22 protein-coding genes are annotated in these 20676 nt (G+C 48.6%); 8 read left to right on the forward strand and 14 right to left on the reverse strand.

Features of this window, described 5'->3' with window-relative positions; translation table 11 throughout:
* Positions 1 to 14 precede the first annotated feature (14 nt).
* Complete coding sequence (locus M979_RS07960) at positions 15 to 1313, reverse strand: D-amino acid dehydrogenase (RefSeq protein WP_064554382.1); 1299 nt, start codon at positions 1311 to 1313, stop codon at positions 15 to 17.
* A gap of 430 nt (positions 1314 to 1743) precedes the next feature.
* Between M979_RS07960 and M979_RS07965 the strand changes: the two genes are divergently transcribed.
* Entirely contained in the window at positions 1744 to 3279 is a 1536-nt protein-coding gene (locus M979_RS07965) for a SpoVR family protein (RefSeq protein WP_064554651.1), read from the forward strand.
* A gap of 64 nt (positions 3280 to 3343) precedes the next feature.
* On the opposite strand, the gene fadR is transcribed toward M979_RS07965, so the two are convergent.
* A complete protein-coding gene (gene fadR, locus M979_RS07970; protein ID WP_034455241.1) occupies positions 3344 to 4063 on the reverse strand; it encodes a fatty acid metabolism transcriptional regulator FadR in 720 nt (239 codons plus the stop codon).
* Between the two features lie 296 nt (positions 4064 to 4359).
* Between fadR and nhaB the strand changes: the two genes are divergently transcribed.
* Both nhaB and dsbB read left to right on the forward strand, forming a co-directional pair.
* Positions 4360 to 5925: a Na(+)/H(+) antiporter NhaB gene (gene nhaB, locus M979_RS07975; protein ID WP_064554383.1), complete on the forward strand. Its 1566-nt coding sequence runs from the start codon at positions 4360 to 4362 to the stop codon at positions 5923 to 5925.
* 144 nt (positions 5926 to 6069) lie between these two features.
* Complete coding sequence (dsbB, locus tag M979_RS07980; RefSeq protein ID WP_034455238.1) at positions 6070 to 6606, forward strand: disulfide bond formation protein DsbB; 537 nt, start codon at positions 6070 to 6072, stop codon at positions 6604 to 6606.
* Between the two features lie 42 nt (positions 6607 to 6648).
* Here dsbB and M979_RS07985 read toward each other — a convergent pair whose 3' ends face one another.
* The 6 genes from M979_RS07985 to M979_RS08005 form a co-directional block, all read right to left on the reverse strand.
* The gene (locus M979_RS07985; RefSeq protein WP_034455237.1) at positions 6649 to 6885 is read right to left on the reverse strand and encodes a putative hemolysin; all 237 of its coding nucleotides are present in this window, start codon (positions 6883 to 6885) and stop codon (positions 6649 to 6651) included.
* A gap of 71 nt (positions 6886 to 6956) precedes the next feature.
* The gene (gene ymcF, locus M979_RS23770; RefSeq protein WP_122973997.1) at positions 6957 to 7133 is read right to left on the reverse strand and encodes a cold shock small protein YmcF; all 177 of its coding nucleotides are present in this window, start codon (positions 7131 to 7133) and stop codon (positions 6957 to 6959) included.
* 95 nt (positions 7134 to 7228) lie between these two features.
* A complete protein-coding gene (locus M979_RS07990) occupies positions 7229 to 7675 on the reverse strand; it encodes a YcgN family cysteine cluster protein (protein ID WP_064554384.1) in 447 nt (148 codons plus the stop codon).
* Between the two features lie 90 nt (positions 7676 to 7765).
* Positions 7766 to 8425 carry a fumarylacetoacetate hydrolase family protein gene (locus tag M979_RS07995; RefSeq protein WP_034455233.1) on the reverse strand — a complete coding sequence of 220 codons (660 nt, stop codon included), beginning with the start codon at positions 8423 to 8425 and terminating at the stop codon, positions 7766 to 7768.
* A 79-nt stretch (positions 8426 to 8504) separates the two neighbouring features.
* The gene (locus tag M979_RS08000; RefSeq protein WP_034455232.1) at positions 8505 to 9572 is read right to left on the reverse strand and encodes a lytic murein transglycosylase; all 1068 of its coding nucleotides are present in this window, start codon (positions 9570 to 9572) and stop codon (positions 8505 to 8507) included.
* Between the two features lie 75 nt (positions 9573 to 9647).
* Entirely contained in the window at positions 9648 to 9923 is a 276-nt protein-coding gene (locus M979_RS08005; RefSeq protein WP_034455230.1) for a YcgL domain-containing protein, read from the reverse strand.
* Between the two features lie 126 nt (positions 9924 to 10049).
* Here M979_RS08005 and minC point away from each other — a divergent pair, with 126 nt between their 5' ends.
* From minC to minE, 3 genes are read left to right on the forward strand one after another with little or no spacing between them, the layout of a single operon-like run.
* Positions 10050 to 10757, forward strand: coding sequence for a septum site-determining protein MinC (gene minC / locus M979_RS08010; RefSeq protein WP_064554385.1), 708 nt, complete (start codon positions 10050 to 10052; stop codon positions 10755 to 10757).
* A 24-nt stretch (positions 10758 to 10781) separates the two neighbouring features.
* Complete coding sequence (gene minD / locus M979_RS08015) at positions 10782 to 11594, forward strand: septum site-determining protein MinD (RefSeq protein WP_034455226.1); 813 nt, start codon at positions 10782 to 10784, stop codon at positions 11592 to 11594.
* A gap of 3 nt (positions 11595 to 11597) precedes the next feature.
* Positions 11598 to 11876 carry a cell division topological specificity factor MinE gene (gene minE / locus M979_RS08020; RefSeq protein ID WP_034455225.1) on the forward strand — a complete coding sequence of 93 codons (279 nt, stop codon included), beginning with the start codon at positions 11598 to 11600 and terminating at the stop codon, positions 11874 to 11876.
* 158 nt (positions 11877 to 12034) lie between these two features.
* On the opposite strand, the gene rnd is transcribed toward minE, so the two are convergent.
* From rnd to yoaA, 5 genes are all read right to left on the reverse strand, one after another.
* Positions 12035 to 13156, reverse strand: coding sequence for a ribonuclease D (rnd, locus tag M979_RS08025; protein WP_198528559.1), 1122 nt, complete (start codon positions 13154 to 13156; stop codon positions 12035 to 12037).
* A gap of 71 nt (positions 13157 to 13227) precedes the next feature.
* The gene (gene fadD, locus M979_RS08030; RefSeq protein ID WP_122973974.1) at positions 13228 to 14913 is read right to left on the reverse strand and encodes a long-chain-fatty-acid--CoA ligase FadD; all 1686 of its coding nucleotides are present in this window, start codon (positions 14911 to 14913) and stop codon (positions 13228 to 13230) included.
* A gap of 203 nt (positions 14914 to 15116) precedes the next feature.
* Positions 15117 to 15719: a Slp family lipoprotein gene (locus M979_RS08035; RefSeq protein ID WP_064554386.1), complete on the reverse strand. Its 603-nt coding sequence runs from the start codon at positions 15717 to 15719 to the stop codon at positions 15117 to 15119.
* A 45-nt stretch (positions 15720 to 15764) separates the two neighbouring features.
* Positions 15765 to 16460, reverse strand: a complete 696-nt coding sequence (gene tsaB / locus M979_RS08040) for a tRNA (adenosine(37)-N6)-threonylcarbamoyltransferase complex dimerization subunit type 1 TsaB (RefSeq protein ID WP_064554387.1) — start codon at positions 16458 to 16460, stop codon at positions 15765 to 15767.
* Between the two features lie 71 nt (positions 16461 to 16531).
* On the reverse strand, positions 16532 to 18442 hold the full coding sequence (gene yoaA / locus M979_RS08045; protein WP_064554388.1) for a DNA repair helicase YoaA: 1911 nt from the start codon (positions 18440 to 18442) through the stop codon (positions 16532 to 16534).
* A gap of 127 nt (positions 18443 to 18569) precedes the next feature.
* Here yoaA and M979_RS08050 point away from each other — a divergent pair, with 127 nt between their 5' ends.
* A complete protein-coding gene (locus tag M979_RS08050) occupies positions 18570 to 18914 on the forward strand; it encodes a RidA family protein (protein WP_064554389.1) in 345 nt (114 codons plus the stop codon).
* A gap of 24 nt (positions 18915 to 18938) precedes the next feature.
* Here the strand turns inward: M979_RS08050 and M979_RS08055 are convergent, their stop codons facing one another.
* A complete protein-coding gene (locus M979_RS08055) occupies positions 18939 to 19205 on the reverse strand; it encodes a YoaH family protein (protein ID WP_034455212.1) in 267 nt (88 codons plus the stop codon).
* A gap of 114 nt (positions 19206 to 19319) precedes the next feature.
* Here M979_RS08055 and pabB point away from each other — a divergent pair, with 114 nt between their 5' ends.
* Positions 19320 to 20675, forward strand: coding sequence for an aminodeoxychorismate synthase component 1 (gene pabB / locus M979_RS08060; RefSeq protein WP_245164687.1), 1356 nt, complete (start codon positions 19320 to 19322; stop codon positions 20673 to 20675).
* The last annotated feature ends 1 nt before the right edge of the window (position 20676 follow it).

Raw genomic sequence — 20676 nt, forward strand, 5'->3', positions numbered from 1 at the left:
CTCCTTGTTAGAATTTAATTATGAGCGTTATGCAGACGCTGTGAGCCTGTTGGCCTGAACCCAGGGGAGTAGCGTGCAACCGAGAGATCGTCAAATGGAATCGCAGGCGTTCTTCCGGAAATCAAATCACTTAACATCTGGCCGGAACCGCAGGCCATCGTCCAGCCTAACGTACCATGTCCGGTGTTAAGCCATAGATTTTTGAACGGCGTACGCCCAACAATTGGCGTACCATCTGGCGTCATTGGGCGCAGGCCCGTCCAGAATGTGGCTTGCTCAACATGCCCTCCACGCGGGTACAAATCACAAACCACCATTTCCAGGGTTTCGCGGCGTGGTTGCAGCAACTCCGTATTGAAACCAACAATTTCTGCCATACCACCTACGCGAATACGCTTATCAAAACGCGTGATAGCAATTTTGTATGTCTCATCGAGAATAGTCGAAACCGGTGCACCTTGCTCATCAGCAATGGGGATAGTCAGCGAATAACCTTTGAGAGGATAGACAGGAATATCAACGATGTTTTTCAGCAGACCGGTGGAATAGGAACCGAAAGCAACCACGTAGGCATCGGCCTTCACCACTTCTTTGCCGCACTGGACACCATAAATACTTTGGCCTTCATATAACAGACGATCAACCGAAGTATTAAATCGGAACTCAACACCCGCCTCTGCCGCCATCTGAGCCAGGTTTTGCGTAAACAGTTGGCAGTCACCAGTTTCATCATTCGGCAAGCGCAAACCGCCCGTAAGCTTATGAGCAACATCAGCCAGCGCGGGTTCAACTTCGGCTAAACGGCCTGCTTCCAGCAATTGATATGGCACCCCCGCATCTTCAAGTACTGCAATATCTTTGGCAGCATTTTCATACTGTTGGGCTGTGCGAAACAGTTGTAACGTGCCCCCCTGACGACCTTCGTACTGGATATTGGTAGTGTGGCGCAATTCCTTCAGGCAATCACGGCTGTATTCAGCAAGGCGCACCATGCGACCTTTGTTTTCCATATAGTGGCGCATATCGCAATTGCGCAGCATTTGCAGCATCCACTTTAGCTGAAACTGTGTGCCATCAAGGCTTATCGCCAGTGGTGCATGACGCTGGAACATCCATTTAATCGCTTTAAGTGGCACACCGGGAGCCGCCCATGGCGCAGCATAGCCCGGTGAAATTTGCCCGGCATTCGCCGCGCTGGTTTCCTGAGCAGGACCCGGCTCCCTGTCGATAACAGTGACATCATGCCCTGCCTGGCGTAAATACCAGGCGCTGCTGACACCAACTACACCACTACCCAGCACCACAACTCGCATATTCATTCCACCATTTAGCTAAAAGAATAATCTTCTGATTACAAATTGATAACTCAGATGAAAATGTTATTCAACATATGGCTTTGTTATAGTGACTTTCCTCACATCGTGGCCTGTTATAGCAGGACAGTGATAATTAGAATCTCCTACCCGTGAAGATATTTTCAGCAGTATAAAATGCTTATTTTTATAAATTTAACGGGATATACATGAAAATATACTTTAATAATTCAAGTTGCAGATGGGTGGCAAACTAGGCCCCTCAGGAGCTTACTTAAGTCAGTGACGGGGGTGAATGAGTGCAACCCCTGCAACTTGAATTATGACAAGCATAAATATTTTGCTTGCGGCAGCTAAGTTTCAGGAGTTGTCTATTCTTGAAAGTGAGGCTTTCCATCCAGAGAGAGCCGCCAACAATGAGGGCGCGCTGATGGCTATTGTTACCGATTCCGCCACAAAGGATTCTAAACGTCTAAGTGATGGACCTGACTGGACGTTCGAGCTGCTTGATGTCTACCTCGCTGAGATAGACCGTGTTGCTAAACTCTATCGGCTGGACACCTATCCTCATCAAATTGAAGTGATTACCTCCGAACAAATGATGGATGCCTATTCGAGCGTTGGGATGCCGATTAACTATCCACATTGGTCGTTTGGTAAGAAATTCATTGAAACGGAGCGGCTGTACAAACATGGGCAACAGGGACTGGCCTACGAGATAGTGATCAACTCCAACCCGTGCATCGCCTATCTGATGGAAGAAAACACCATTACGATGCAGGCTCTGGTGATAGCCCATGCCTGTTATGGGCATAACTCATTCTTCAAAAACAACTATCTGTTCCGCAGTTGGACCGATGCCAGTTCGATTATCGATTACCTGATATTTGCTCGTAAATACATTACCGAATGCGAAGAGCGTTATGGTGTGGACGAAGTGGAGCGCCTACTCGACTCCTGCCATGCACTGATGAACTATGGCGTTGACCGTTATAAACGACCACAAAAGATTTCGTTGCAGGAAGAGACTGCGCGGCAGAAAAGCCGTGAGGAGTACCTGCAAAGCCAGGTGAATACGTTGTGGCGTACCCTTCCACGTCGAGAAGAAGAAAAAACGATTGCCGAAGCGCGTCGTTACCCTTCTGAACCACAAGAAAACCTGCTCTATTTTATGGAGAAGAATGCCCCGTTGTTGGAATCCTGGCAGCGTGAGATTTTGCGCATTGTGCGTAAGGTCAGCCAGTATTTCTATCCACAAAAACAGACTCAGGTCATGAACGAAGGCTGGGCGACATTCTGGCACTACACTATCCTTAACCATCTGTATGATGAAGGAAAAGTGACTGACCGCTTTATGCTGGAGTTCCTGCATAGCCATACTAACGTGGTATTCCAGCCACCGTATAACAGCCCTTGGTACAGTGGTATCAACCCGTATGCACTCGGTTTTGCCATGTTCCAGGACATCAAGCGAATTTGCCAGTCGCCAACTGAAGAGGACCGCTACTGGTTCCCGGATATTGCCGGCAAGGATTGGCTGGAAACGTTGCATTTCGCGATGCGTGATTTCAAAGATGAGAGCTTTATCAGCCAGTTCCTGTCCCCGAAACTGATGCGCGATTTCCGCCTGTTTACGGTGCTGGATGACGACCGCAATAACTATCTGGAAATTGCGGCGATTCACAACGAAGAAGGTTATCGCAAGATTCGTGCTGAGCTTTCTGCGCAGTACAATCTGAGTAACCTTGAGCCCAATATTCAGGTCTGGAACGTTGATTTACGCGGCGACCGTTCGCTGACGTTGCGTTATATCCCGCATAACCGTGCTCCGCTAGATAAAGGGCGTCGCGAGGTTCTCAAGCATGTACATCGTTTGTGGGGCTTTGATGTAACGCTTGAACAGCAAAACGAAGATGGCAGCGTTGAGTTACTGGAACGTTGCCCACCGCGACTCAATAGTTTGTAAGCATAAAAAAACGCTTCCCGAAGGAAGCGTTTTTCATTTTACAGATAGTGATGACAAGGCCAGATTAACGGCTGTGCATTGCCAAATCACCCGGTAGGTTTTTCTGCATCCGATGCCAGATTTCACCACTTTCACGCCCATAGGTACGAACAGTATCAAATACCTGATCGTGCAACCCTTGTTGGCAAATTTCTGCCAGACGATGGTAGAAACCTAACGCCAGACTGCGGGCTTCCGGACTTGAGAAATAGTGACGCCCGATGCGGGTATACAACCCTTTCATTCCATTGAGGATTAGCCCGTAAATCGGGTTACCGGAAGCAAAAGCCAGACCACGGAAAATGTTGTAATCAAGCTTAGCGAACGCATCAGCGTGATCTTCAACGCTGTTTGCGGTTGCCAACACTTCTTGCGCTTGATCCGGATGCTGACGAACAGCAGTACGAATAAAGATGGTCGCAATGTTAGTTCGCACTGACAGCAGGTTATCGATCAACTGCGGCACGCTGTCATGATCAAGACGCGCCAAAGTTTCCAGAATGTTTAAACCGGAGGTTTCCCAGAAGTTATTCACTTTGGTCGGCTTACCATGCTGAATCGTTAACCAGCCATCACGCGCCAGGCGCTGAAGCACCTCGCGCAATGTGGTACGGGTCACACCGATTAGTTCGGATAACTCACGCTCAGCAGGAAGAATTGTTCCCGGGGCAAAGCGGTTATTCCAGATACTTTCGATGATGTATTCTTCCGCGAAACCCGCCGGGCTCTGCGCCTTAATGACCATAGTATGCTTTCCATTACACAGGTTTTGCTAAAGAGACTCATCATACCAGATGCCATGCGGCGCAGGTAGCAGCGAGGTATGCCAAATTTGGAATCATGGTTTAATTTTGCAGGGTATCGCACAACCAAAGAATATTCCTATACCTTGATTGATAACTTATGCACGAGTAACCTGAAACAACTCAATTGACGCAACTTTATCTTTATCCGCAATATTCCTGTTTTAGTGTTGGGAGAAAGTATCATCTCTCCTGCACTTTGACATATTACGGATAACTGGAGCATGAAAATTCTACGATGGAAATGTCAACCGGGCGTGCGCTTTTTCGCAACTTTTTAGGTCAGTCACCTAATTGGTATAAGCTGACTTTACTGGCTTTTTTAGTTATTAATCCTTTAATATTTTGGTTCATCAGTCCATTTATTGCAGGCTGGATGTTGGTTGCCGAGTTTATATTTACTCTGGCAATGGCTCTGAAATGTTATCCGCTACTTCCTGGTGGGCTACTGGCTATTGAAGCGGTGTTCATTGGAATGACAACAACAGACCATGTGCGTGCAGAAGTTGCATCAAATCTTGAAGTGCTGCTGCTACTAATATTTATGGTGGCGGGCATCTATTTCATGAAGCAGCTTCTGCTGCTGGTGTTTACCAAACTCTTGCTCGGCATTCGTTCAAAGATATTACTATCTCTCGCTTTTTGTATCGCAGCCGCATTCTTATCGGCATTCCTCGATGCTCTTACCGTGGTAGCGGTGGTCATCAGCGTGGCGGTTGGATTTTATGATATCTACCACCGCGTCGCGTCGACTGGCGATCTTGAAGGTGATATTCAGGATGACACCCATCTTGATTCCGATAATCGCAGTACGCTCGAGCAATTTCGCGCGTTCCTACGCAGCCTGATGATGCATGCCGGTGTAGGCACGGCGCTGGGCGGTGTGATGACGATGGTCGGCGAGCCACAAAACCTGATTATTGCCAAAAATGCTGGTTGGCACTTTGGTGATTTCTTCCTGCGCATGGCCCCGGTGACCATTCCGGTTCTTATCTGCGGCTTACTTACCTGCGTATTATTGGAATCCACTAAAATACTCGGTTACGGTGAGAAACTGCCAGAAAAAGTGCGTGGCATTTTGCAAGACTACGACACGAAAAGTGCGCAAAAGCGCACACGTCAGGATCGTGTAAAACTGATCGTTCAGGCATTGATCGGTATCTGGCTGGTGATTGCACTGGCACTCCATTTAGCAGAAGTAGGGTTAATTGGCCTCTCGGTGATTATTTTCGCCACGGCATTATGTGGTGTGACTGATGAACATCAGATAGGTAAAGCCTTTACCGAAGCGCTGCCATTTACCGCCCTGCTTACCGTATTCTTTGCGGTCGTCGCCGTGATAATTGACCAGCATTTGTTTACACCTGTTATTCAGTTTGTATTGCAGGCCGAACCACATTCGCAACTGGCGCTGTTTTATTTGTTTAACGGTATTCTTTCATCGATTTCCGATAACGTGTTTGTCGGCACCGTGTATATCAACGAAGCGAAAACGGCACTCACCAGCGGTATTATTGACCTTAAGCAGTTTGAGTTACTGGCCGTAGCAATTAACACCGGAACTAATTTGCCATCGGTTGCCACACCAAATGGCCAGGCCGCCTTCTTATTCCTGCTCACATCTGCACTGGCTCCACTGATTCGTCTTTCTTATGGTCGTATGGTGCTAATGGCTCTACCGTATACGCTGGTATTGACCATTGTTGGGTTGTTAGGTGTTGAATTTACTCTGGTGCCAGCAACCGAATGGATGCTGCATGCCGGCTGGATTTCATCACCGTTGATGAATGCCATACCACATTAAGTTATTCTAACGGGCGGTATAACGCCCGTTTACCTTATTTGTCTGAATAACATTCAATTAGCATGTTATTTTGATGTGCATACTGGTGCAGGGGTCGAATTCGTTTACACTGCCGACTCAACGCATGTTGCAGGGATACTGATTATGTTGCGATATTTAAACCAATGCTCCCGTGGGCGTGGTGCCTGGCTTCTTCTGGCATTAACAGCCTTTGCCCTGGAAATGGTGGCATTGTGGTTTCAGCACGTCATGATGCTGAAACCTTGTGTTATGTGTATTTACGAGCGTTGCGCACTATTTGGCGTTATGGGTGCAGGCATTGTCGGTGCCATTGCGCCAAAGACACCGTTGCGTTATGCCGGAATTGCACTTTGGATCTACAGCGCGGGTAAGGGTCTGCAATTAGCATGGGAACATACCATGCTTCAGCTTCACCCTTCTCCGTTTGTGACTTGTGACTTTGCCGCACGTTTCCCAAGCTGGCTGCCACTAGATAAGTGGTTACCGTCAGTATTTGTGGCAACGGGTGACTGCTCTGTGCGTCAGTGGGAGTTTTTATCGCTGGATATGGTGCAGTGGTTAGTGGGAATTTTTGCCATATTCCTCATCATTGCCGTGTTGGTACTAGTTGCTCAACCTTTCAAACCAAAACGTCGCGATCTATTCGGCCGTAAGGTTTAAAATTCAGATACACAAAAACCCGCCTTGGCGGGTTTTTTATTATTAGTGATCGCGACGATAAAGCGTCCACTGATCTATTCGCTCGCCACTGGGCAAAATACAATCGCCCCGCTCACCCAGATCGGTTTTCACCGTTCTCAATTCACCGCCTTTGTCTTTGCAGTAAACTGACGCCGGGTTCGGCATGCCGATAACTTGCGGCGGTTTGGGTGCTACAGGTTCAGGCGATGAACAGCCGCTTAGAATGAGTGCCCCAATTAGTAATGTTATTTTTTTCATTATTCCTCCGTGATGAAGGCAGAATATTAACAGTGCAGAAGTGGGGAAAGCAAAACCAGCGGTATATGCTCTTAGCGAGCAGATACACTATATTGATGAATCGCACTCATCGGACGATGAAGAAGGTGCATCCCTGATTTACAGAAGATACAAACAGCGCCATGGGGATTTGTTTCTCGAACATCGTAAGGGGAGGTGCGATACTGTGAACCGCCACAAGACGGACACTTAAATGTTAAATACTGGATAAAAACCTACTTTTATTTGTTATTGAAAGAACACCCTATCATAAAGATTTCGTTTTGTACGATTTATTTTTGTGTTCTCTCATGAGACTGGTGGTTTAGTCTGCCCACTCAGGCTTGTTTAAAATATGATCCTGCCAGTCTTGCACTTCAGACTCTTTAACCGCGATATGGCGTACAGAAATACGTTCGCCGTGCATTGCTGCTTTAGAGCCCGTTAACAAGGGATGCCATTGCGGTAAATCCTTGCCTTCAGCCAAGAGGCGGTACGCGCATGAATGCGGTAACCACTCAAAAGTTGGCAAGTTATCACGAGTCAACTTGATACAGTCTGGCTCAAACTCAAAGCGTCGTTCGTAGTTTTTACACTGACAAGTTTTGATGTTTAATTGCTTACAGGCGACATTGGTGAAGTAGATTTCATCCGTGTCTTCATCCATCAATTTATGCAGACAGCACTGGCCGCAACCGTCACAGAGAGATTCCCACTCTGCGTCACTCATTTCGTCAAGCGTTTTGCACTGCCAGAACGGTGCTGTAGTCATGATGTTTGTCCGGTAATAAAAAAACAAGCGCACCTTATAAACAGTCTGAGCCACAGATGCAAGTATTGCCGCCCTCAGGCGGCAAATTGATTATAGAACCCGGGTGGTTAAGCTGCGGTCTGCAAAGCACACTTCCAGTTCATCGCCACTCACTAGCGGCCCTACACCTTCCGGTGTCCCGGTCAGGATGACATCACCGGCTCGTAAGGTGAAAAAGCGGCTCATATAAGCAATCAACGGCACGATCTTATGGATCATGTCAGATGTACTGCCCTGCTGGCGAACTTCGCCGTTGATCTTTAATGCAATAGGCGTATTTTGCGCATCGCAATTAAACTCACTGGCAGGAATAAACCCTGAAATCGGGCAAGAATTATCAAATCCTTTTGCTTTTTCCCACGGTTGGCCCGCTTTCTTTAATTTTCCCTGCAAGTCACGCAGCGTGAGATCAAGCGCTATACCATATCCGGCAATGGCCTTAGTAACATGCTCTTCTGTAGCCTGTCTTAGGGTAGAACCAATCAGAATCGCAAGCTCAACCTCGTGATGTACCGACCCCAAACCTTGTGGCAGAACCAGCGGCTGGCGGATATCGCACAATGCGCTTTCGGGTTTAATGAACAACACCGGCTCTTCCGGCGTTGCACTACCCATCTCTTTGATATGTTTTGCGTAGTTACTACCTACACACACTACTTTGCTGACCGGAAAATCCAGCAGCGCACCTTGCCAGTTATGATGCTGATACATGCCTTTCCTCTGCGTTCGTTGTGTCAATTACCTTTGATACTAGAGAAAAAAATCGCGACTGAATACCTAAGAGTGAGCGTTATTGTGCAATCGCATCCGCCATGGTGCCGATGCTTATTGCAAAGTAATAAGAGCGGTTCCAGTGCATGATGGTACGAAAATTATTGTAGACAAGGAACGAGCGCCCCAGGTTGTCATCAGGCGTGATAATCCAGGCTTTTTGTGTAGATGGAGGTGGCGTGGTTGTATCTTTTAACGTGATCCCCAATTCTTGCCATTGGCTGAATGTTTTGCCCTGATCTGTTTTGGTTCCGGCAAGTGTGCTATCGAAACCTTCGGGAAGCATGACTTCTCTCCCCCATTCTCCGCCCGCCTTCCAGCCTTCAGTCTCCAGATAATTAGCGGTTGAAGCAAAAACATCACTGGTGTTAGTCCAGATATCGATTTTTCCATCACCATCGCCATCCGCACCATAGCGCAAATAGGAACTTGGCATAAACTGGCTCTGGCCCATTGCCCCGGCCCATGAACCTGTAAGCTCTTGTACGGTGATATGACCCTGATCGAGTATTTTTAATGCGGCCATCAACTCTTTGGTAAAGAACGCTTCACGCCGTCCTTCAAATGCCAGCGTTGCCAGCGCAGAAACAATATCCTCTTTACCCTGAATTTCGCCAAAATGACTCTCCATCGCCCACAAAGCAACGATGTACTGACTTTGTACACCAGTACGAGTGCTAATAGTATCTAATTCATTTCGGTGCTGCTGATACAGTTTGCGCGCTTGCTCAATCTTTTCTGGTGTAATGACCCGAGAGAGATACTCATCGAGCATGATTTTTTTTTCGAGCTGGCTCTGATCGGATTTTATGACCCGATCAACAAAATGAATATTCGCGAATGCGTTGCTGATAGTGCTGGCGTTAATCCCCTGCAGGCGGGCTTGTTCTTTGAGTGTCTCAACAAAGGCCGGAAACTCGGCAGGGTTTCGCCCTTGCTGCGCAAGCGTTGTTGGCGCAGGCGAAGTCTCAGGCTGCTTTACAACTGAGGGATTAACAACGGATTGCGTCTGTACATCAGAAGATACAGCGCTAAAACTGGTCAACATAAAGGTGATGACGGTTAAACAAATTGCTGGAGTATTCATCTTTTTCCCCGCGGTTATTTGTTCTAAATATCATCTACCTTTATGCCCAGAAAAGATTCGGCAGTAGTCTGAAACTTATTTTTTTGGACTGTTTTCGAGATGCATTTTTAACAAACTTTCAGGCGGCGGTGGCAATTGTAAATAATAGCCAACATCTTTGAGAGCCTGTTTTACTTTATCAAAATCCGCATTAGCCAGTTTTTTACTCCCATCAAGTGGTAATACCATTGCCAATTGTGGGGTGCCAAAACCTTTCATCAATTCTTCAGGTACGCGTGAGAAATCGTCTTTTTTTTCGACATAAAGATAAGTTTGGTCACGTTTGCTACTTCTGTAGATCACACAAAACATTTTTTTTACTCTATTTTCGCCAGATGGTGGCTTGCCTGAATATATCTGTGACTATAACATGCCAGATGTACTTCGGAATATCGTCCCACACAGGTGGGGAATAAAACTGAATTGAGTAAGGCCAGGATGTCAAACACGCCAATCGAGTTAAAAGGCAGCAGTTTTACCTTATCAGTGCTTCATTTACATGATGCACAACCCGAAGTCATTCTCCAGGCCCTTCAGGACAAAGTATCCCAGGCTCCGGCCTTTCTGAAAAATGCGCCAGTGGTGGTGAATGTTGCCAACCTCGATGGTTCAGTTAACTGGAAGAAGGTCCAGCAAGCGGTAGTTTCTTCCGGTTTGCGAGTAGTCGGTATCAGTGGTTGTAAAGACGAAGCGTTGAAGAGAGAAATTGAACGCGCAGGCTTGCCACTGCTGACTGAAGGGAAAGAAAAGAGTTCGCGTTCCAGCGCCGCTCCCGCAGAGGTTGCGGCACCAGTTGAACCAATTGTTAGCCCGATCACAAAAACGCGTTTGATTGATGCCCCGGTTCGTTCCGGTCAGCGCATTTATGCGCCAAACTGTGATTTGATTATCACCAATCACGTCAGTGCCGGTGCAGAACTTATAGCAGATGGTAATATACATGTTTACGGCATGATGCGTGGCCGCGCGCTGGCGGGCGCCAGTGGCGATCGTGATGCACAAATATTCTGTACTAATCTTGCTGCTGAGCTGGTTTCAATAGCGGGTGAATACTGGCTGAGTGAACAAATACCAGCCGATTATTATGGGAAAGCGGCGCGCCTGAGTTTGGCAAGTGGTGCTCTCTCCGTTCAATCTTTGAATTAAGCCCTTTTAACAAGGAATTCCTTTATGGCACGCATTATTGTTGTTACGTCGGGTAAAGGGGGCGTCGGTAAGACCACGTCCAGCGCGGCCATCGCTACGGGTTTGGCCCAAAAGGGAAGAAAAACCGTCGTTATCGATTTTGATATTGGCCTGCGTAACCTGGATTTAATCATGGGTTGTGAGCGCCGTGTAGTTTATGACTTCGTTAACGTTATTCAGGGCGATGCCACATTAAACCAGGCGTTGATTAGAGATAAGCGCACCGAGCAACTCTATATTCTTCCGGCATCGCAGACCCGCGATAAAGATGCGCTTACCCGCGAAGGTGTGGCGAAAGTACTCGAAGATCTGAAAAATATGGACTTTGAGTTTATCGTTTGCGACTCACCTGCGGGCATCGAAACAGGCGCATTAATGGCGCTCTATTTTGCTGATGAAGCGATTATTACGACTAACCCTGAAGTTTCATCGGTACGCGATTCAGACCGCATTCTCGGCATTCTTTCTTCAAAATCTCGCCGTGCCGAAAACGGTGAAGCGCCAATTAAAGAACACCTGCTGTTAACTCGCTACAACCCGGGCCGTGTAAACCGTGGCGACATGCTAAGCATGGAAGATGTACTGGAAATCCTGCGCATCCCATTGGTTGGGGTTATTCCTGAAGATCAATCTGTGCTGCGTGCTTCAAACCAGGGTGAGCCGGTCATTCTTGACCAGGAAGCTGACGCTGGTAAAGCTTATGCAGATACTGTTGAGCGCCTGCTTGGCGAAGATCGCCCTTTCCGCTTCATTGAAGAAGAGAAGAAAGGCTTCCTCAAACGCCTGTTCGGAGGATAAGTTATGGCATTACTAGACTTTTTTCTCTCGCGGAAAAAGAATACCGCCAACATTGCAAAAGAGCGTCTGCAAATTATCGTCGCAGAACGTCGTCGTGGTGATAGTGAACCTCATTATTTGCCGCAACTAAAACGCGATATTCTGGAAGTCATTTGCAAATATGTAAAAATTGACCCAGAGATGTTAACTGTCGTTCTTGATCAAAAGGATGACGATATTTCTGTTCTGGAGCTTAACGTAACGTTGCCAGAAACTCAGGAAGCAACAACAAAATCCGCGTAATACACTTTACGTAATAAGCCTCCTGGAATTATCCCGGAGGCTTATTTATTTTTACGCAATAACCACGTTTAAAACAGACTATTCTTAAAAGTTAATGGAAATATTCTATTATTACCAAGTAGAACCCTGTAATTATTCCCAGTGACTTTCGGTAAATATTAAAAATCTGCCAACAACGTTTTTAAAGCTTCACCCATTACGCGTCCACGCCAGCCACTGATTAATTCCGGCTGTGTAGTCTGGGTTTTTAATTGCCAGTGCCAATTCAGCAACTGGTTAATTTGTCGGCGTGAAGCGAGTAATTCTGCACTCAAACCGCAAGTTTCACTCACCTGCTGCACCAACGCTTTGATAGCTTTAAATACGCGGCGATATCCCGGCATATCGACAAGATTACTCAGAGGTTCAGGTAGTTCATCATCCGATAATGCCTGGGCTTCAACAACCAATGCCAACAGCGTTTTACCATGAAAACGAATTTCACTGCCGCTCAGGCCCAGATGTTCAAGTTCACCTAACGATCCCGGCATATAGCGTGCAACCTGCCAGAGGTGTTCTTCACGCACGACGAAATTAACCGCCATATCACGCTCGCGTGCTTTACGCAGACGCCACGATGCGAGTTTCTTCAGGCAAGCCAACTGGCGCGTTCTTAACTGCCATGCGTTACCAATTTCACGCCAGGCTTCTTCAGGATCGAGAACATCCTGGCGGCGTGAAGCCATCAGGTTGCATTCATCCAGGGCCGCATCCATCCAGCCAGCGGCTTGTGTCTCTTCCATCAACTTGTGCGCAATAGGCAAAAGATAGAGCACATCAGCAGCAGCATAATCACACTGACGCTCAGTCAGAGGACGAGCCAGCCAGTCGGTGCGGGATTCACTTTTATCCAGTGCAATCCCGGTAAACGACTCAACAATAGTGGCAAAACCACAGGAGAGTGGACGCCCGCTAAAAGCCGCCAGAATTTGTGTATCAATGAACGGATCAGGCAACATGCCGAACGCATTGAGGAACACCTCCAGGTCTTCGCTACCTGCATGCAGGAACTTAATCACCGCAGTGTCTTGCAACAACGTTTTGAACGGTGACCAATCAGAAATCGTCAGCGGGTCGATAAGCGAAGCGGTTTCACCGTCGTACAACTGGATTAAACCCAGTTGCGGGTAGTATGTCCGCGTACGAACAAATTCAGTATCCAGCGCAATGGCCGGAAATTGACGTGCAGCCTCACAAACAGTAGCCAGGCCTTCGTCGGTAGTAATCATTTGGTAAGTCAAATTCAGTTCTCTTAGGTTTGCGCCCATAAAAAACGCCGGCAGAACCGGCGTTAGGGCGACTGACTCGGAGCTCAGGCGTTATTGTTGCCTTTACTGACCGATTCGTCACGTAGTTCTCGTCGTAATATTTTGCCAACGTTCGATTTTGGCAGCTCTTCGCGGAACTCCACCAGCTTAGGCACTTTGTAGCCAGTAAGATGACGACGACAAAAAACAATCAGTGCTTCTTCGGTGAGTGATGCATCCTTTTTCACCACGAAGATTTTTACCGCTTCACCAGATGCTCCATTAGGAACACCAACGGCTGCCACTTCAAGCACACCACTATGTTGCATAACGACGTCTTCAATTTCGTTCGGATAGACGTTAAAGCCCGAGACCAGGATCATATCTTTTTTGCGATCGACGATGCGCATAAAACCCTCGTCGTCCATCACCGCAATATCACCGGTACGCAACCAACCATCTTGCAGAATTTCATCCGTTGCATCCGGACGCTGCCAGTACCCCAGCATCACCTGTGGGCCTTTGACGCATAGCTCCCCAGGTTCGCCTGGCGGGACTTCTTCACCTTCATCGTCGATCAGTTTTACTTCAGTGGAAGGTACAGGTAAACCGATACTGCCACTGTGGTAATCCATATCGTGGGGATTTGCGCTCACTAATGGGGCACACTCGGTCAGGCCGTAACCTTCAAGCAGGAAGCGTCCTGTTAGTTTCTCCCAACGCTCGGCTACCACTTGCTGCACAGGCATACCGCCGCCAGCAGAAAGGTGCAGGCTCGAAAAATCGAGCTGCTGGAATTCTTTGTTATTGAGCAACGCATTAAACAGCGTATTTACGCCAGTCATGGCGGTGAATGGATATTTAGCCAACTCTTTGACCAGTCCCGGGATGTCACGCGGGTTGGTAATCAGTAAATTCTGGCCGCCAAGTTCAATAAATAGCAGGCAGTTCATAGTCAAAGCGAAGATGTGATAGAGCGGCAATGCGGTAACCACCAGCTCTTTGCGTTCAAACAGTAACGGGCTGTAGGCCGCTCTAACTTGTTCAAGATTCGCCAACATATTGCGGTGAGTCAGCATCGCCCCTTTGGCAACACCCGTCGTTCCGCCGGTATATTGCAGGAATGCGAGGTCATCGTTGATTATTTCAGGTTTGATGTACTGAAGACGGTATCCGTGTTGCAAAGCGCTACGGAATGAAATGGCATCAGGAAGATGGTATTTCGGCACCAGACGTTTGACGTACTTAACAACAAAGTTAACCAACGTACCTTTTGCCGCAGAGAGCTGATCGCCCATACGCGTCAAAATAACGTGTTTTACCTGGGTTTTATCTACCACTTTTTCCAGGGTGTGAGCAAAATTCGAAACGATCACAATCGCACTGGCACCGCTGTCATTAAGCTGATGCTCAAGCTCTCGCGGCGTGTACAGCGGGTTAACATTCACCACCACCATACCTGCACGCAAAATACCAAATAGCGCGACCGGATACTGCAACAGGTTCGGCATCATTAACGCAACACGGTCACCCTTTTGCAGGCCCAGACCCTGTTGTAAATACGCAGCAAACGCACGGCTCCGCTCTTCCAGTTTACGGAACGTCATCACTTCGCCCATGTTCATGAATGCAGGCTGGTCGGCATAACGTGCCGTTGCTTGCTCAAACATATCAACCAGGGACTGATAACGGTCAGGATTTATCTCAGCCGCAACATCGGCTGGGTAGCGGTTAAGCCAAACCTTCTTCAAGGATCCACCTCTGAATTTAATATTCGTCGTCATCACAACCCCAATATATAAACACGCCGTTAACATAATATTAACTCAGCGTACCAGTTTATTAATTAGACTGATTTAAGGTTGCGAAGCGCATCACTAATTATTTTTATTCCATGATAAAACGAAGAGACAGCGTACATGCCGCTGCCTCTTCGTTTCAGTAAAGCATTTTGTTACTCAGTTACGATTGTCTGCACCTGTGCCGGGCCTGGATTATACCATCCACCGCCCCACATACCGCCATAACCATACCGACCACGATAAGGATACGGCCCGCCCCAGAACCACGGGTCTATCGGTTGTGGTGGCATTACCACTTGTTGAGTGACGCGCCAGCGTTTATAGCCATTCACCTGCATTACCATAAACTTGTACGCACTCTCACCCACTTTACCTTCAACTACACCGGTAATTGGGCCAACCACGGTAATCAGTTGACCGCGGAAATCTACAGGGTCGAGGAAACCGTTCACATCCGCGTAGATACGTCCTTTAGAAGGCTCCCCTAACACTGGACGCGCACCTTCATCGAGATTAACGGTGGCAATTTCCAGCCGTGTTCTGCCCTGCTTATTATCAATATTCACCACACGCCCGCCGAAGCGTGCTTCTTGCCCGATATAGAGCTGTGGTGCATTCATCACCCGGACTAAATCTTGTTGAGGCATGGCACTGGTACCTTTTATGGCATCAGGTATGCTGACGCAACCGCTAAGCACAATGACTGCCGCGATGGCTAAAACCCGGGTAACAATCCTGACATTTAAACCAGCCATATCCTTTCTCCTTAACGCAATTTCGCTTTACGAAAACGTCGGGAACTACTCTCTGCCAGGCAGTTTCTTCCAGGTCACTTCATTACGCAGATAAACCGGTTCGGCATTTTCAACCGCAACTGTCTTTCCGGCATTTAATGCCTGAATCGCCAAAGGCAACATATCTTCCGCCGCAGGCAAGGTAACTTCTCCATCACGGATAACCAGCTCGCTGCCCTGCGCCATATCCGGCCAGGCCTGCCAACCAGTTCCCACAGTAGCCCACTCACCCTGTAGTTGTTTCAACCGTTGAGCAACCGCTTCTGGTTTTAACACCGCTTCAGTTTCTTCACCGTGCCAGACACCATTTTCATCACGCTGATATTCAGCCCAATAAACCTCTCCCATACGTGCGTCAATTGCGGCCAGCACACGGGTAGCGCCCGTCACACGCCATGCACCTTGCGCCATGGTGGCAAGTGTAGATATGCCAATCATCGGCAATTCAGCCCCAAGCGCCAACCCTTGCGCAATACCAATGCCTATGCGCACGCCGGTAAAACTACCAGGACCACGGCCATAAGCAAGGGCGTTCAATGCGGTCAGACCAACGCCCCCTTCATTGAGAATATCGCGGACAAGCGGCAATATGCGTTGGGTATGTTCACGTGGGCAGAGTTCGAAACGGGCACAGGAAGTCCCCTCGTTATACAGGGCAACCGAACAAGCTTCTGTCGCGGTGTCGATGGCTAAAATTCGCATGATTTGCCAACCTCTGGCGGTAAAAAGTAGGGTCAAAAATCGGCGCGCATCATACCATAGCCTGGCACAAATTACTGCGCCGGGCGGAAGTTAAGGAACTCAACTGCCCGATTTATATCCCGCGTACGCGGGGTTGGTGGCAGGCTATTGAGGAACACAGCACCGTAAGGGCGCATCACCAGGCGGTTATCGCAAATTACCAGCACGCCACGATCGTCAACGTCACGAATTAAGCGGCCTACCCCCTGTTTTAAGGTGATCACCGCATCGGGGAGTTGCACATCTTCGAAAGGATCGCCCCCACGTAGACGGCAATCTTCCATACGGGCTTTGAGCAACGGATCGTCCGGGGAGGTAAACGGCAGTTTGTCGATAATCACCAGGGAGAGCGTATCACCGCGCACATCAACACCTTCCCAGAAGCTGCTGGTGGCAACCAGCAAGGCGTTGCCCGCATCAACAAACTGCTGCAATAACTGGCCTTTACTGGTTTCACCTTGTAGTAAAACAGGCAGCGTCATGGTGGCGCGAAATTGTTCTGCTAAATCCCGCATCATCGAGTGAGATGTGCACAGCATGAAGCAACGACCGTTGTTGGCTTCAATTAGCGGTTTGAGCATTTTGGCAAGGTGCCTGCCTGCAGCCGGTTGGTTCGGGGTGGGTAGCCCACGCGGAACACACAATAATGCCTGACTGGCATAATCAAACGGACTGGCTAGTAACAGCGTATCTGCGTTGGCGATTCCCAGACGTTCAGTAAAGTGGCTAAGCTGATCATTTACTGAAAGCGTTGCCGAGGTGAAGATCCAGGTTCCTGCTTTTTGGCTGATCACTTCCTGGAATTTATCGGCAACCGACAACGGCGTCAGAGCAAGCGTAAAGTTGCGCGCGTTGCATTCATACCAGTAGCTATAGCCCGGTGTATCAACCTCTTTCAATCGTTTGATACGCCCGCGTAAAATCACTGCCCGCTCAAATGCCGCATCCAGCAATGCCGAACGACCTAGTGAAAGTTTCGCCACGTCGTAGCAAAGCTCCAGTGCATCATCGAGTAGCAGCAACGCACGTTGAATCGACGGTTCAGCCAGCAATTCACGCAGGTTACCGCGATAGCCGGGATCGCCCATTTGCAGGCGAAAATCTTGTGTGCTCTGCGCCAGGCGGTCAGCACTTTTTTGCAGCTGCTGCGCGTCTCGCACTTCTGTGCGGTAGGCAATAGAGATGTCTTTGGCAATATCGAGCAACTGCCGACTTGAAACAGACTGGCCGAAATATTGGCTGGCGATATCCGGAATTTGGTGCGCTTCATCGAAAATCATCACTTCGGCCTCGGGAATGAGTTCACCGAAACCGCCCTCTTTCACCACCATATCGGCCAGAAAGAGATGGTGATTCACTACCACCACATCCGAATCCATGGCTTTTTTACGCGCTTTAACCACGAAACAATCTTTGTAGAGCGGGCAATCTTGCCCAAGACAGTTATCGTTCGTACTGGTGACCATCGGCCAAACGGCTGAGTCTTCAGCAACACTTGCGCAGGTGCTGATATCTCCGTCAACGGTTTCAATCGCCCAGCCACGCAGTTTAACGATATCGCTTAACGTCTGAACCTGAAGATCACCACCCGCCAGCGCCTGTTGCTCTAAACGCTCCAGGCACAAATAGTTAGATCGCCCTTTTAGCAGCGCCAGTCGCCCCTTAAAATCGAGCGCGCGAGCAACTGTTGGTAGATCGCGAGAAAAGAGCTGATCCTGAAGTGCTTTTGATCCGGTTGAGATAATGACTTTTTTGCCTGAACGCAGAGCTGGGGCCAGGTAAGCGTAGGTTTTACCGGTGCCTGTACCTGCTTCAACCACCAGCTCTCGTCCGGAAGTAATAGCGTTGGTGACGGCTTGCGCCATCTGCCGTTGCGGTTCACGCGGTTTAAAACCTTTTATCGCCGTGGCGAGTTGACCATCTGCTGCAAAATCGTCTATCACAATACCCCCTGGGTTATGAGCGCGATTATGTCAGCCCAGGCGGTGTTAATCCAGCAAGCCTGTGGAAGCCACTTGCGGATTGTGGCAGGCTGTAGCGCAATATCAGTGAGCTGAAAAGGAAACAGTGATGAGTATTGTGCGTATAAAACCGGAAGCACGTTGGTCTGATGCGGTGATTCATAACAACACCCTGTACTACACCGGTGTGCCGGGAAATCTGGATGCGGATGCTTACGAACAAACCGCAAACACCCTTGCGCAGATCGACGCAGTACTGCTCGAACAAGGCAGCGATAAGAGTAAGATCCTGGACGCCACGATCTTCCTGCCAGAAAGTACTGACTTTGCCGCGATGAATAAGGCCTGGGATGAGTGGGTTGTCGCGGGCCATGCGCCGGTACGTTGTACCGTGCAGGCAAAATTAATGAACCCGCGCTACAAAGTAGAAATTAAGATTATTGCGGCGGTGTAAGCCATGCGCGGGTTACGGCCCGCGTTATTTGTCGTCGTCGTTTTCTTCGTAATGGTCAACGTATCTTTCTTCGTCATCATCGTTAGCGGTGTCTTCATCGCTTTCCGCATCGCCGACATCATCATCCTCAAAACGGACTGCGACCATTTCACCGGTATGATTGGCACGAATTTCTGCTGCGACCATAGTGATGGCTTCACCACTGCTCATGCCGTTCGCCATCAGCTCCTGAATTCGCTCAACGGCTTTTTGCTGCTGCTCGTGGGATAATGCTGGTAAACCTGAAAACATTTTCGACTCCTGTTACATTGCCTGGGTTAATTATTTCACGCTGCTTTCATTGATTCCAGAGGGTTTCCAGGTAAGCAGGATGATCTGTCTCTTTTTTAGTTGTGGTTTATGACGTTGCAAACTCTAACTTTTCGCACTTTGCCATGGCATCCGAATGCCGTTCAACACACTTTCAAAGCGATTGCACAGCAACCCTGGGCCATGCTGCTGCATTCTGGCTTTGCTGAGCATCCCCATAATCGCTTTGATATTCTGGTGGCCGAGCCGCGTGCAACGTTAGTCACCCGTGGCGCTCAAACGACAATCTGCGTGGAAGGAGTCAGCTCGACTTATCATAGCGACCCACTACAACTGTTGCAGCAAACGCTGGACAGTTTTGGCTACCGGCCAGCAACTCACCCTGAATTACCTTTCTTAGGCGGTGCGTTGGGGTTATTTGGTTATGATCTGGGTCGTCATTTCGAAAAAGTACCAGAAATTGCCCAGGCCGATCTCAACACTCCGGACATGGCAATTGGCATTTATGACTGGGCTTTGATTGCCGACCATAAACTTAAAAAGCTCACGCTTATTTGCTGGGGTGAATGTTCTGCACGACTTAACTGGCTGGAAGCGCAAATAGCTCCGGTTGTAGAGCCGTTTCGCCTGACGAGCGCGTGGCGCTCCAGTATGACCCGCGAGCAGTATGGACTTAAATTCCGCCAGGTACAGGAATATCTCAAAAGCGGGGATTGTTACCAGGTCAATCTCGCGCAGCGCTTTAACGCCTGTTACGAAGGTGATGAATGGCAAGCATTCGAGCAACTTAACGCCGCTAATCGTGCTCCATTTAGCGCCTTTATTCGTCTACCGGAAAGCGTAATTCTTAGCCTGTCTCCTGAGCGTTTTATTTTGCTCGAAGGCAAGAATATCCAGACGCGCCCAATTAAAGGCACTTTGCCGCGCCTTGCCGATCCGATTGCTGATGCGCATCAAGCTGAAAAACTCGCCAATTCGCCAAAGGATCGTGCCGAAAACCTGATGATTGTCGACCTATTGCGTAATGACATTGGCCGGGTTGCCGTACCGGGCAGCGTAAAAGTACCAGAACTGTTTGTTGTCGAGCCCTTCCCGGCAGTTCATCACCTCGTCAGTACGATCACAGCACAATTGCCAAAATATCTTCAGGCAACAGATTTACTGCGTGCGTGCTTCCCGGGAGGTTCTATTACCGGAGCACCAAAAGTACGAGCCATGGAAATCATCGAAGAACTGGAGCCGCAACGGCGCAATGCGTGGTGTGGCAGCATTGGTTATCTGAGCTTCTGCGGCAATATGGACACCAGTATTACCATCAGGACACTCACCGCCGAAGGCGGCAAACTGTACTGCTCTGCAGGTGGTGGCATAGTTGCCGATAGTGTTGAATCAGCGGAATATCAGGAAACATTTGATAAAGTTAATCGTATTCTGCCGCAATTAGAGAGTTGAT

This window comes from Buttiauxella noackiae ATCC 51607 (genome assembly GCF_001654865.1).
Taxonomy (GTDB): Bacteria; Pseudomonadota; Gammaproteobacteria; order Enterobacterales; family Enterobacteriaceae; genus Buttiauxella; species Buttiauxella noackiae.